General features: G+C 54.4%; 7 protein-coding genes and 1 tRNA gene. 3 read left to right on the top strand and 5 right to left on the bottom strand.

All coding sequences use genetic code 11. The features are described from left to right. Positions 1–42: 42 nt before the first annotated feature. On the bottom strand, positions 43–714 hold the full coding sequence (lipB, locus tag J7413_RS14825; protein WP_209099540.1) for a lipoyl(octanoyl) transferase LipB: 672 nt from the start codon (positions 712–714) through the stop codon (positions 43–45). Between the two features lie 208 nt (positions 715–922). Between lipB and J7413_RS14820 the strand changes: the two genes are divergently transcribed. After that, positions 923–1,009: transfer RNA gene (locus J7413_RS14820), tRNA-Leu, on the top strand. A gap of 512 nt (positions 1,010–1,521) precedes the next feature. On the opposite strand, the gene J7413_RS14815 is transcribed toward J7413_RS14820, so the two are convergent. Further along, positions 1,522–3,804, bottom strand: coding sequence for an adenosylcobalamin-dependent ribonucleoside-diphosphate reductase (locus J7413_RS14815; protein WP_209099538.1), 2,283 nt, complete (start codon positions 3,802–3,804; stop codon positions 1,522–1,524). 177 nt (positions 3,805–3,981) lie between these two features. Between J7413_RS14815 and J7413_RS14810 the strand changes: the two genes are divergently transcribed. Continuing rightward, entirely contained in the window at positions 3,982–4,413 is a 432-nt protein-coding gene (locus J7413_RS14810) for a DUF1489 domain-containing protein (protein ID WP_209099536.1), read from the top strand. Positions 4,414–4,520: 107 nt separating this feature from the next. On the opposite strand, the gene J7413_RS14805 is transcribed toward J7413_RS14810, so the two are convergent. The 3 genes from J7413_RS14805 to J7413_RS14795 all read right to left on the bottom strand — a co-directional run bounded on the left by J7413_RS14805 (position 4,521) and on the right by J7413_RS14795 (position 7,845). Further along, on the bottom strand, positions 4,521–5,726 hold the full coding sequence (locus J7413_RS14805) for an acyl-CoA dehydrogenase family protein (RefSeq protein WP_209099534.1): 1,206 nt from the start codon (positions 5,724–5,726) through the stop codon (positions 4,521–4,523). A 161-nt stretch (positions 5,727–5,887) separates the two neighbouring features. After that, positions 5,888–6,916: an AraC family transcriptional regulator gene (locus J7413_RS14800; RefSeq protein WP_209099532.1), complete on the bottom strand. Its 1,029-nt coding sequence runs from the start codon at positions 6,914–6,916 to the stop codon at positions 5,888–5,890. Positions 6,917–7,026: 110 nt separating this feature from the next. Continuing rightward, on the bottom strand, positions 7,027–7,845 hold the full coding sequence (locus tag J7413_RS14795) for a DUF2189 domain-containing protein (RefSeq protein ID WP_209099530.1): 819 nt from the start codon (positions 7,843–7,845) through the stop codon (positions 7,027–7,029). Positions 7,846–8,188: 343 nt separating this feature from the next. Between J7413_RS14795 and J7413_RS14790 the strand changes: the two genes are divergently transcribed. Beyond that, on the top strand, positions 8,189–13,651 hold the full coding sequence (locus tag J7413_RS14790; RefSeq protein WP_209099528.1) for a glutamate synthase-related protein: 5,463 nt from the start codon (positions 8,189–8,191) through the stop codon (positions 13,649–13,651).

The raw sequence follows: 13,651 nt of genomic DNA, 5'->3' as shown, positions 1-13,651 counted from the left end.
ATCAAGCGTGGGACCGTTGCAACACTCAATATCGCTTCAGTTCTATGACGGTGTTTCGTCGGAAGGCTCGGCGAACACCAGATCAAAGTTGCGCTTCAAAGCAACATCGACATCATCCAGAGAGACCGGCAAGCCCAAGTCGACCAGAGATGTGACACCGTGCTGTGAGATGCCGCAGGGCACAATTCCACCAAAGTGAGAGAGATCTGGTTCCACGTTTATTGAGATACCATGAAAGCTAACCCAGCGGCGCAACCTGATCCCAATCGCAGCAATCTTATCTTCGGCCTTGGAGCCATCTGCGTTCAAGGGTTTGTCATCCCGCTCGATCCAAACGCCAACGCGCCCATCCCGGATTTCGCCGCGTAGATTGAATTCTGCAAGTGTCTCGATCACCCAGGTTTCGAGCTGTTTGACAAAGGCACGCACATCGCGTCCACGTTTGCTCAGATCTAGCATGACGTAAACCACGCGTTGTCCAGGGCCATGGTAGGTGTATTCGCCCCCTCGTTTGGCCTCATAAACAGGGAAGCGATCTGGCTCAACGAGGTCTTCGATCTTGGCAGAAGTGCCTGCAGTATAGAGCGCAGGATGCTCCAGCAGCCAAATGCACTCATCTGCGTCGCCAGCGGCAATTGCATTTGCGCGTTGTTCCATGAAAGTCAGAGCAGTTTCGTAGGCGATCAAGCCGTCGCTATGAATCCATTCTACCATCTGTGCAGGCCTTCCTAGGTGTCACAAGCCACGTAAGCGATTTTCGGCGAAGCTTCAATTCATGAATGGGAAGCGCCATATCCTGTCGTCGTTAACTGCGATTTTTCTGTGCCGCATCACTGCATTCAAAAAAAATGTGGATAACATCATTTTTCGCTTCACATCCCTCGCGCGCCTCGGTATCAGGCCCTCACCCACCAGGGCAAGTGCGGTCGTGGCGGAATTGGTAGACGCGCAGCGTTGAGGTCGCTGTTCCTTAACCGGAGTGGAAGTTCGAGTCTTCTCGACCGCACCATTTAATTTCTATTAAATGACCCTGAATACCTTAATTACATGGAGAGATTGAGGTTTTACGGGGTTTTATTTACCCTGAACACACCAAGAACAACCTACGTTTTTGACAACCTGTTACGACGCAATCACGGTTTTCGGTACATTTCGCGATTTGGATTTTACTCTCGTCCTGCACTGGTTCTTGTCTATCCATGGGTTTGGCTATCTGAGCGGACGCTAATCGGGCTCCAACGACGCTCTCAACCTTTTGGAAGCTGGACTTGAGGCGCCTGTTTTATTGAAAGTAGGCTGCAGAAAGTAAATTTTACAGCGACCTGAGGTATCCCGTTTCCTAGCCCTTCTGATGTGGCCGACAGCTATATGTTCCAAGTGAGCGCAGTAGATATCGCTGCCCAAATGCCACCGCTCTTCGGAGCGGTGATCAACACTTTAAGGTAAGAGTTACGAGAAATGCCCGCTAAAATCCAAGATGATGTGAGCTTTCACACGAAACTAGACTAGCAGGCGTTCATATCACCCGCACTTGCTGTAGCCGCAGCTGGTGCATGTCATGCAACCCTCGACCATTTGCAGAGAAAAGTCCCCGCAAGAAGGGCAGGCTTTGCCGCGTGGAGTGTTGCCGACACTTACAGCCTGAGCCTTTGGGTCAGCCTTCAGCCCCATGCCTTCGCCGTCTATGAAGCCGATCGTGATCATGTGGCGCTCCAGCACGCCGCCAATGGCTGCGAGAATGGAGGGGATGTATTTGCCTTCCATCCAGGCGCCGCCGCGCGGGTCAAACACCGCTTTCAGCTCTTCCACCACAAAGGACACGTCGCCACCGCGACGGAACACGGCCGAAATCATCCGGGTGAGTGCCAAAGTCCAGGCGTAATGCTCCATGTTCTTGGAGTTGATGAACACCTCAAACGGGCGGCGGCGGCCGTTGATGATCACATCATTCACGGTCAGGTAAATCGCATGCTCGCTGTCGGGCCACTTGAGCTTGTAGGTCGCCCCTTCAAGGCTCTGCGGGCGCTCCAGCGGCTCGCTCATATAGATCACTTCGCCGCTGTCGGCCACTTGATCGGCGGGCTGTTCGCCCGGTGCCTTCTCATCGCTTTCGGAAACGGTCAGAACTGAGCCGGTTACTTCGTTTGGACGGTACGTGGTGCACCCCTTACAGCCGGTGTCCCACGCCTGCATATAGACGTCTTTGAACGCAGCAAAGCTGATGTATTCGGGGCAGTTGATAGTTTTGGAAATCGAGCTGTCGATCCACTTCTGCGCCGCCGCCTGCATGCGCACATGCGCGGCTGGCTCCAGAGTTTGCGCATTCACAAAGTAGTCGGGCAGCTCTTTGTCGCCAAACTTGTCGCGCCACAATTGCACTGCATAATCAACAACTTCTTCCTCGGTGCGGGAGCCGTCTTTCTGCAGAACTTTGCGGGTGTAGGCATAGGCAAACACCGGCTCGATGCCAGAGCTGACATTGCCCGCATAAAGGCTGATCGTGCCGGTCGGCGCGATCGAGGTCAAAAGTGCGTTGCGGATGCCATGCTTTGCAATCGCCGCTTTCACGTCCTCATCCAGATCCTGCACCATGCCGCCGGCGAGATATTTCTCTTTGTCAAAGAGCGGGAACGCGCCCTTTTCCTTGGCCAAATCCACCGACGCCAGATAGGACGCGCGCGCAATCGCTTTCATCCAGGCTTCGGTCTGAGCTGCGGCTTCTTCGGTGCCGTATTTCAGGCCCAGCATCAACAGCGCATCTGCCAGACCGGTCACGCCAAGGCCAATACGGCGCTTGGCTTGAGCTTCCTGCGCCTGCTGCTCCAGCGGGAACTTGGAGGCATCCACCACATTGTCCATCATCCGCACAGCGGTAGCCACCAGCTCGGTCAGCGCCGCCTCATTCAGCTCGGCCGCCGCCTCAAACGGATCGGTCACCAGACGCGCGAGGTTGATCGAGCCGAGGAGGCAGGCACCATATGGCGGCAGCGGCTGCTCCCCGCACGGGTTGGTCGCCGCGATTTCTTCGACATAGCTCAGATTGTTGCGTTGGTTGATGCGGTCGATGAAGATCACGCCCGGCTCGGCATAATCATAGGTGCTCTGCATGATCTTGTTCCACAGATCACGCGCCTGAACCGTGTGATACACGCGGTCTTTGAAAACCAGCTCCCAAGGGCCATCCGCCTTCACCGCTTCCATAAACGCATCGGTCACCAGCACGGACATGTTGAACATCCGCAGACGCGCCGGATCGGACTTCGCTGTGATGAAATGCTCAATATCAGGGTGGTCACAGCGCATGGTCGCCATCATCGCGCCACGGCGGCTGCCCGCGCTCATGATGGTGCGGCACATCGCATCCCAAACATCCATGAACGACAGCGGGCCAGAAGCATCCGCCGCCACACCTTTCACATCCGCGCCGCGCGGACGAATGGTGGAGAAATCATACCCGATGCCGCCGCCCTGCTGCATGGTCAGCGCCGCCTCTTTGAGCATGTCAAAGATGCCGGACATACTGTCAGGAACCGTGCCCATCACAAAGCAGTTGAACAGTGTCACCTGACGCGCGGTGCCTGCACCTGCGGTGATGCGGCCAGCTGGCAGATACTTAAAGTCTTCCAGCGCGGCGTAGAATTTGTCTTCCCACTTGGCCGGGTCTTTTTCGATGCGCGCCAGATCTCGGGCAATGCGCCGCCAACTGTCCTCTACCGACAAATCAATCGGTGTGCCATCCGCCTCTTTGAAGCGATACTTCATATCCCAGATTTGCTCGGCAATAGGGGCGGCGAAACGGCTCATCCTGGCGTCCTCGGCTGTTCTGCAATGATGGTTAGGGGGGCCACTCTATAGCAAAGTGGCGCTGGGTGACAACGCTAAATGGACCAAAGCTTATACCGGGAATGCTTTATTTTGATATTGAAGGCACGACCTTACACTATATAATGTGGTGTCGGTGCATAAAACTGTGGGAAAGCTGTGGATAAAGTTGTCCATCTTGTAAAACTCTCTGTGGGCTCGGAAAGTCCTGAAACGCTTATCGCATGGCAGCACACATATGCCGCGAGTTTCCCAGATGGGCTGCCACGACATATCACGCGTATGTGGCCAAAGCGCGAGTCTGAGATTTTGAACGGCGGTTCGATCTATTGGGTGATCAAAGGCAGCATTCAGTGTCGCCAGCGCATAGTAAGGCTAGACGAAATGACCGGGGCAGATGGTGTTCGTCGCTGTGCAATCGTACTCGATCCAGAGATTTATCTTACTCAAGCCGCACTCAAGCGTCCCTTTCAAGGGTGGCGGTACCTGAAGCTTGAGGATGCGCCCGCAGATTTACCTGTGAGCCGCGCAAATGACGATATCTTGCCGGATGAACTGAACCGAGCATTGGCTGAGATCGGAGTGCTCTGAGCCTTGATGTCAATTTGAATTCATTGCTTACGCTCACACCAGCCAGCTTTGCAGTTGGCTGATGTGGGTGCGGAGCATCTGGGTAAGTGTTTGGGCAGCCGCCCGGTCTATTGAGCCGCCACAGCGGAAGTGCCCTCATCGGCTTCACCGAAGCCTTTCGGAACAGGCAGATCAGGCAAGCCTGCTGCGCGCTTCTGAAGTGCGCGCCCAATCACAACACGACTGATCTCGGTTGTCCCGTCAACAATACGCAGCATTTGCGCAAGACGCGACAAGCGATCCAGCCCATAAGGCTGCAAAAGGCCCACACCCCCAAGCACTTGGGTGCAGGTATTGGCAGCTTTAACGGCCGCATCAGGAACAAAGCGCTTGGCATGCGCCGCCATCAAAGGACCCTCAGGCGTTCCCAGAGCCTCGGCTGCCTTGCGATAAAGCAGCTTGGAGGCTTCTAGATCTGTGGCAACTTCGCCCAGCATCCACTGGATCCCATCAAGATCGAGGTTCTTGCCACCAAACATTTTGCGATTTTTGGCATAGGAAAGCGCAGTGTCCAGAGCCGCTTGCATCAACCCGCAGCAACCTGAGGCAATCGATACGCGCGCAATGTCGATGGCCATGAGAGACCCCTGAAATCCCTGACCGATTGGCAGAATGATATTGTCTTCGCTCACCACTACATTGTCGAAGTACATTTCAGCCAGTGGGAGAAAATTGTAGGAGGCTGTGTCGTAGCGCGGACCAAAGCTGACACCGGGCGCGTCGGCGGGTATGGCGATCATCGCCATGTCTTTGTGGCCGGGCGCGTCACTTGTTTTGACGACGGTAAAATAGATATCTGCTTCGGTTGCCAAACTCACCCAAGCTTTGGCTCCATTGATGGTCCAAGTCCCATCCCCATTGACGTTCGCGCGGGTGTACATGGTCACAGCATCTGAGCCAGACTGAGGCTCAGTTAGGGCGAAATTGGCGAGTTTGCGCCCCGAGGTCAGGTCTTTCGCCCAGTTTGTTTTGAATGTGTCTGTACCGTAACCACAGCCAGCATAGGTGCAGATGTTGTGCATTGAGAGCGCAAAGGCGTAGGCCCCGTCGCCCACGCCCAACTGTTCGTAGACCTGAATGCCCTCCGCGAGAGAGAGGCCCTGTCCGCCCCATTCTTCTGGTGCGTAAAGGCCGGTGAGGCCAGCTTTCCCTGCAAGATCAGATGCGTCGCGAGGCCAGGCGCCTGTTGCGTTCCAAGCATCGACATTTGGCGAAATTATTTGAGTTGCATGGTTCTGCGCGGCAGCGAGGATGTGGGCGAGTTTGTCTGACATGCTGAGGTCCTTGTTTAAGTAATAATGTTTGATTGCGCCAAGTCACTTGGCGCATACTCCAATGCAATCTCTCTAATGAGCGTGCTTTCGCAGTATGTTAGATGCTAAGTTCGCCGCGAACCATCTCAGGACCAGACATCATCCTTTCCAAAAGTGACAAATTAGGCAGCTGGGATCGTACGTCTTCGATAGGAGTTTGGTGTGTTGCCCGTCCACTTTTGGAACGCTTTGTGGAAATTGGCACCAGATGAAAAACCCAGATCATGAGCGATAGCGTCTATGGTTTTGTCACCCGCCTGGAGATCTCCTATCGCAATGTCTCGACGCAGCGCATCCTTGATCAGTTGGAAAGACGTGCCATCAGTGTCGAGCCGTCGCATCAAGGTGCGAGGTGTCATATGCAAGGCGTGCGCGGCATTGGCTAGATTTGCTTCACTCCACTCGGTGGCTACAAGAAAGCTACGTACGCGCAGGGCTTGCGTGTGTGCGCTTGAGCGCGTGAAGATCCAATCTCGCGGGGCATTTTCTAAAAACACACCAAGGTCTGGCGCACTGCGAAAGTGCACTGGCCCCAAAACTGTTTTGTCAAAGGCAATACTTGTGTTTGTGCACCCAAAACAAACTGGAGCCGGGAAAATGACAGCATAGTCCTCTTCAAAATTTGGCAGTTCAAAGGCGAAGGTCACGGCGTGCACAGCAACCTCATGACGCGCCAGCCAAGACAGCAGACCATGAGCTAATTTTAATATCAGCATATGCCCAAATCGTTGCGGCGGTTGGCTGTCCTGCGGCTCAAGTTGAAGCACCAAGGTTTCTTCACGTTCGCTCAGGGAGAATTGGTAATCATCTAGCAGTAGATTCCAGAATGTTGAAAACCGATAAAGCGCAGAAGAGAGCGATGTCGCTTCACGCACAGAAGTAAGAAGGTGTTGCAATGCCCGTGGCCGAATTGGTCGAGACCACAAGCCCATCATTTCGTCTTCGGTTTCTACAGCAGCGAGTTGATAGAGGCGCACGATCTGATCCAAAGTAACACGCCTCTGGGAGTTTGCATCAAATGGTGGCAGATCAGAGCGCTCCAAAAGCGATTGCAGATGAGATGCTGAACACAACGTCTCAAGCGCGGCGAGCCAGTCCTGAATGAAATCCTGCGAAACCGTTGAAAAGAGAGTAGGGGCAGGGTGGGTCATTGGAGGCTCAGCATTCGTTGCTTTAGATTGTTGATGGAGAGCATTGCGCAGCTCTCAGGCGTTTTCAGCGTGCGGAACTGGTTTGCGTTTTTGGCGTTCGCGTTTGAAATTTATGGATCGGGTGCTGCCACCGCTCGCAAGTAAAGGTGCCAAGTTGTATGTCCGAGGACCGGCAAAGTCACGATAAGTCCCAGAAACGCAGGCAACAGTGATACAATTAAGACCACCGAACCTATGGCTGCCCATGAAAGCATAACCAATGGGCTTGCTGCGACTGTGCGGATTGATGTGATCATCGCAGTTACAAAGTCGATCTCGCGATCCAACAGCATCGGCATCGCAACAACAGTCACAGAAAACAGGACAGCCGTAAGAGCAGCACCTACAAGCGTACCAATCGCGAGGAACATCCATCCCTGCGGGGTGAAAAAGACGATACGAAGAAATCCCTCTAGATCGGAGAAGGACGAGCCTTGTAGCAAAATCGCAAGCCACAACCTGATTTGGTAAACCCAGACCCAAAAGATGAAGAGGGTGACAAATGCCATCCAGCCCATCTCTCTTTTTCGTTGCCTCACAATGACCGAAAAAATATCTCGCCAGCCAAAAGACGACCCTTGGTGAATGCGTCGGGACATCTCATATAGGCCAGCGGCAGCAAAGGGTGCCACCAGCGGGAAACCCACCGCCGCAGGGACAATCATCCACACTTTGCCGAGCCCAAATAAGCACCAAACAAATAAAACGCCAAAAGCAGCGTAGAAAAAACCGAAGAAGGCACTCATCACGGGACGCGCGCAAAAATCGCGCATCCCAGCGGCCAGTGATAGGTGGATATCACCTACTGTCACTTTGTTGATCTTGGGTTGGCGATTGGGAGGGGCGATTTTGCCGTCTTCTGGGCGTTCTTCGATCTTGTCTAACGGCATGAGATACTCCTCCAAAAGTACGCTCGATAGGCTCAGTCTGCCGGAGATACGTGCACCGGGCAAGAGGACGGCAACCTTTGCGAAGTGTCCGGCAATTTTTGCACCAGTGATCCTCAGAATAAGCTGAATGGAGCTCTGCAAATGCTGAATTAAGAGAAATGAAAAGTTTACAGCAACGTCGCGATTGAAAGTTGCGCAACTTCGCGATAGAAGGCGTCATCCAGCAAACAGATCTCGCACTGCGTGAAACATCTGTCCGCCAGGCTCTCCCCATATCATCCGAACGGTTTTTCTCCTTTTTAAGGGGACTGTCCGACTGCCAAACTGCGAGCCATCTGACAACATGATCCAAAACACCGGCCTTTATGACCCCACACTTGAACATAGCGCATGCGGCGTTGGCTTCCTGACACGTAAGGACAGCAAACAAACTCATGCCTTGTTGGAAAAAGGACACGAGGCGCTATGCGCTGTGCCGCATCGTGGCGGTATGTCTTCGGAAGGGGTTGGCGATGGGGCGGGGATCTCGGTTGATCTGTCGCTGGGCTACTTCAGTAAGCTCGTTGGCAAGCCGCTGAAGGCAGGGGCGTTTGGTGTAGGCAACTTCTTTCTACCTTCAGATGCAAGCCAGCACGAAGCGGCCGCACAGCTAGTAATAGCCTGTCTTGAGAACGAAGGTTTTGAGATCTTGCAAACGCGCGAAGTTGCCGTGGATAACACTGCAATTGGTGCGCGGGCGGTGAAATGGCAATTGCCTATCCAGCAGTGGATTTTTGAGCCTCGTAAGGCGGTCAATGCAGCCGACCTTGATCAAGCCATTCATCGCGCCCTCTTGGCGATTGAGGCCGTCGCATACACCACACCTGCGCTTGATGGTCTTTATCCGCTGTCGCTTTCTGCGCGGACGCAAGTTTTAAAAGGCCGCCTGAATTCCTGGGAGATCATTCCGTATTTCAAGGATTTATCCGACCCGGACCATGCGGTTCATACAATGTATTTCCACACGCGGTTTTCCACCAATACAGATCCGCACCCCTCTATGGCACAGCCTTTCCGCTTGATGGCGCACAACGGTGAGTTGAACACGGACAAGAAAAACCGGTTGAGCGAGGCGGCAGTGGCTCTGGCGCGTTCAAAGGCGATCGTGCGCCCGAAGGGCCAATCAGACAGCTGCCGCTTGGATCAGACGCTGAATGCGCGTGTGTATGATGAACAGTTGGATCTTGTGACCGCTGTTGTTGCGATGATGCCTCCAGCTTGGGAGAACGACACCCGCCTGTCAAATGATGTGCGGTCCATGCTGGAGTATTTCTCTCTCTTTGAAGAGAAAAATGATGGGCCCGCGGCGCTGGTTTTCGGTGATGGCAATATCATTGGCGCAAGACTCGATCGATTGGGCCTACGGCCCCTCAGGAGTGTCGAAACCGATGACTACCTCGCAGTTATGTCTGAGGCGGGGCAGTTTTATCTGCCGCCTGAAGAGGTGATCCGGCGTGGGCGCGTCGAAGCAGGCGGCATGATTTACTACAATCACACTGAAGGTCGTATCTATGAGACTGTCGACGCGTTGGAGAGGCTCGCGGCGCAGAAAGACTACACGGCTCTTCTAGAAGCGGCACGGATTACGATTGACAGTCTTCCTGAGGCAGATGTCGATCCAAAAGTTGCGGCGCGCCGCTATGAAGGCGATCTGGAACGTGCCGCACGCTACGTGGCCTATACGCTCAATCAGGAAAGCTTCAAATTCCTGATGGATCCGATGTTGCAAACCGGGGTCGAGAAAGTTTCGGCCATGGGATACGGCAACGCGATCAATGCCTTGTCAGACAATGAAGGCGGTGTCGCAAAATACTTCAGTCAGCGTTTTGCGCAGGTCACAAATCCGCCGCTGGATTCGATCCGCGAAGCGGATGGCATGACTTTGCGTGTGGCCCTTGGGGAGAAACCACATCTCGGACATTCGCGTTCACGTCAGATTGTGATCAACTCGCCGGTTTTGCGCATGGCGGATATGCTCAAAATCAAAGCGCAGGAAGAAACGCCCTGGGCTCGGTTTGATATGCTTTATACGCCAGTTTTCGGCGATCAAGCGGCCAATGAAACAGCGCTTGAAGAGGCCATTGATGCGGTCTCCGAAGAGGTCGTGGCCTTTGCACGAGACAAAGGCGGTATTGCGATTGTAACGGATCGACATATCAGCCGCGAGAAAGCAGCAATGCCGATGACGCTGGCGGTCTCGGCCATCAACCAGCGTCTGATCGAAGAGGGGCTGCGCTTCAAAGTGTCCCTCGTGGTGGAAAGCGGTCAAATCGCCTCATCACATCATATTGCCTGCGCGCTTGGGTTTGGCGCGGCGGCGGTTTACCCACTGGGTGTGCGGATGCGCGCTGAAGAATTGTTTGGCGAAGGCGATGGATGTACCGAGGCTTACGGTAAATTCAAGAAGGCCGCAGAAAAAGCCCTGATGAAAACCATGGGTAAAGTGGGCCTATGCACCGTGGAAAGCTATTCGGGTGGCGAGTTCTTTGAACCCAACTTCCTTGACACGAATGATCGTGTTTTCAAGAAATATCTGCCCAATATGAAAACGCCGGTGGGCGGTGTGAGGTTTGAAACCATCGCGCAGTCCGTGGCTGATTGGCATGACCGCGCACTGACTGTGAAGAGCGCCGATGATGTACCAATGCTTGGCTTGTTTAAGGAGCGGTCTGAGGGTGCAGGACACAGCTATGGTACCAGCGCAGTGCGTGGTTTTGTGGATCTTACTGAAGAGCCGATCAGTTTTGCCGAAGGGGAGGGAGAAAACGACCCGTTCCGCTTGCTGACCCTGCGCCAGATGGATGATGCCTTTGGCATCTCGGATGCTGGCTATGTCAATACGAGCTTTGACAAGTTGAGTAAGGCGCAGATCGACAGCTTCAAGATCACTCCCGGATATCGTGATTTCAGCCGGCAGATGAACGAAGAGCGCCATAAACGCCCCGCAGCGCTTCGCGACGTATTGGCCTTCCCGGCTGACATCACCTTCCTTGATAAAGTCGCTGATATAAAAAAGGAAATGATGCTCTTTAACCGAGCCGGCAACAGAGATTTCGTGATCCGAGGCCTGCAGGTAGAACAGATCGGTGAGAGGCAATACCAACTGCGGCTCACTGGCCCAAAAGCAAACGATATCGGACGCCTTGACGCTCTGCGTCAAACTTTGGTTGCCCGCTTTGGCGAGGATGTTCTGGACCACACAGTCACTGGCGGCGCGCTTGTGGTGACGGTGAAAGACTGGGCGCTTGACTATGTGTCTCGCATCCGACCAGCACCAGATAAGTTGCCGCTGGATGCCGTGGAACCCGCATCTGCGATCACACCACGTCTGGCGTCCGGTGCAATGTCCCATGGGGCGCTTGTTGCGACCGCACATGAGGCGGTGGCCCATGGCACAAATATGGTTGGCGGCATGTCGAACTCCGGTGAGGGTGGAGAGCATATCAGCCGCTACGGGACCATCCGGGCTTCCAAAATCAAACAGTTCGCATCTGGTCGTTTTGGCGTTTGGGCAGGCTATCTCGCTGAGCCAAATCTTGAAGAAATTGAAATCAAGATTGGTCAAGGCGCCAAACCAGGGGAGGGTGGTCAGCTGCCCGCACCCAAAGTTACCGTCGAGATTGCTGCCGCGCGCGGCGGCACACCCGGTGTAGAACTGATTTCCCCACCACCCCACCACGATACCTACTCAATCGAGGATCTGGGACAGCTCATTCACGATGCAAAAGCGGCGCGCGTGAAAGTGATTGTAAAACTCGTGTCTTCTGAGGGCATCGGTACCATTGCGGTGGGTGTTGCCAAAGCGGGTGCGGATGTCATCAACGTTGCTGGCAGCACCGGGGGCACCGGTGCAGCGTCGGTCACTTCGCTGAAATATACGGGGCGCGCAGCGGAAATTGGCATCGCGGAAGTGCATCAGGCGCTCTGTGCCAATGGTATTCGCCAAAAGGTGAAGCTGCGGTGCTCCGGCGCCATGCAAACCGGGTCTGACGTGGTTAAGGCTGCGCTTATGGGCGGTGACAGCTTTGAGTTTGGCACGACAGCGTTGATGATGCTGAAATGCGTGATGGCCAAAAATTGCAACGTGAAATGTCCGGCAGGGCTGACCACCAATCCAGAAGTATTTGATGGCGACCCACGTGCGCTGGCGCAATACCTTCTGAATATCGCGCATGAAACCCGTGAAATTCTTGCCGAACTTGGGCTCCAAAGCCTTGAAGAGGCGCGGGGGCGCAGTGATCTGTTGCATTTGCTAGACCACCCTTCTGCGGTCGGACAGCTTAATTTACGCGAAATGCTCACCCATGTGCCGGAAAACCCGGTTGAAGATCCGGTGTATCTGGAGCGCGATTTTGCGGTGGATGACATCCTTCTGGAACAAATGCGCACGCGGTTGATCGCTGGCGGGGAAAGCCAGATCGAACTGCGTCCTAACGCACCGCTCAACAACCGCAACAAATCTGTAGGCGGACAACTTGCGATCGATATTGAACGCATGCTCAACCACGAGCTTGAAACGCGACCTTCTGCCGCCCACCAAGATGTGCGCGGGCGTCGCTTCTTAGACCCGCGCAGCGTTCGTGTGGTGACAAGCGGCTCAGCCGGGCAAAGTTTCGGAGCCTTCTGCAACGACGGCATGATGTTGGAACACACCGGCACATGTAATGACGGTGTCGGTAAAGGGGCTTGTGGCGGTGAGATCATCGTCCGCTCCCCCGGCGGCGGCTCAGCAAAGGAAAACGTACTGATCGGCAACTTTGCCCTGTTTGGCGCAACCGGCGGACGGACTTTCATCGAAGGGCAAGCCGGCGACCGCTTTGCAGTGCGCAATTCTGGTGCAACTGCTGTTGTCGAGGGCGTTGGTGATTTCTGCGCCGAATATATGACCAACGGTGCGATCTTGAATCTCGGCGATTTTTCCAAGGGCTATGGCAATGGCATGTCTGGAGGTTTCGCGTATCAATATGACCCAGAAGGTCGGCTGGCTGAAATGATCAGCCATGACTCTGTCTTCATGGGGACATTGGTCGACGGGTCTGAAGAGGCTACCGTTCATCGGGATGCGGTGTATCAGTTGCTTAACTGGCACCACGAGGCCACAGGCTCTGCCAAGGCGCGGGACTTGCTATCCAATTGGGAAGACGCGCAAAAACACATGGCCTGGGTCATGCCAAAGGCACTGCTGCAGTATCAGGACGCCGACGAGATACTCAAATCCAAGAGCCGCAAGGATCTGGTGGAAGAGCTCTCGACAGCCTTGGCCGAACATCAGATTTCTGCGCTCAAGAAAGCATGGAAGTCCGGCAGTCCCGTTCACAAAGGGGTGACTCCGGACTACGGCGAAATGGATACGGAAGAAATGTTCCGTCTCATCAACAGTTATTCCGTGCTGGAAATGGCGCAGACCCTCGCCGCCAAACGCATCGGAAAAACAGCGGATCGACTGGCGTTGGATAAAGCCGCACGCAATTTGGTGCTGACTGAGGACTTTAGCCTGATGCTCGCCCTGTCCAAACACGCCAAGAAAGCTGTGAATGACTACGACGACCTCGGTTTGGCGACGCTGGTAGCTCACAAACGACTGAGCGACTTCAAGCGGGCTTTGTCTATGCGCAACATCCTGAGCATGGACAGCCCCGGGACCTACAGCTGGATCCTGCATCAGGACACCAAAAACCGGAACGCGCTTGGTACAATTCCAAGCTTTGATGAACTGTTCGCCCAAAATGCGCTGCCAGAGTTGGTGGCCCGGACGGCAGCGGAGTAA

It is taken from the genome of Shimia sp. R10_1 (assembly GCF_017744095.1).
In the GTDB taxonomy this organism is placed as follows: domain Bacteria; phylum Pseudomonadota; class Alphaproteobacteria; order Rhodobacterales; family Rhodobacteraceae; genus Shimia.
This window is presented reverse-complemented; position numbering and strand designations above follow the sequence as displayed.

Excerpts from the sequence above, each read along its gene's own strand:
- J7413_RS14790 (WP_209099528.1), top strand. The coding sequence starts at position 8,189 with ATGATCCAAAACACCGGCCTTTATGACCCCACACTTGAACATAGCGCA.
- J7413_RS14800 (WP_209099532.1), bottom strand. The coding sequence starts at position 6,916 with ATGACCCACCCTGCCCCTACTCTCTTTTCAACGGTTTCGCAGGATTTC.
- J7413_RS14795 (WP_209099530.1), bottom strand. The coding sequence starts at position 7,845 with ATGCCGTTAGACAAGATCGAAGAACGCCCAGAAGACGGCAAAATCGCC.
- lipB (WP_209099540.1), bottom strand. The coding sequence starts at position 714 with ATGGTAGAATGGATTCATAGCGACGGCTTGATCGCCTACGAAACTGCT.
- J7413_RS14805 (WP_209099534.1), bottom strand. The coding sequence starts at position 5,726 with ATGTCAGACAAACTCGCCCACATCCTCGCTGCCGCGCAGAACCATGCA.
- J7413_RS14815 (WP_209099538.1), bottom strand. The coding sequence starts at position 3,804 with ATGAGCCGTTTCGCCGCCCCTATTGCCGAGCAAATCTGGGATATGAAG.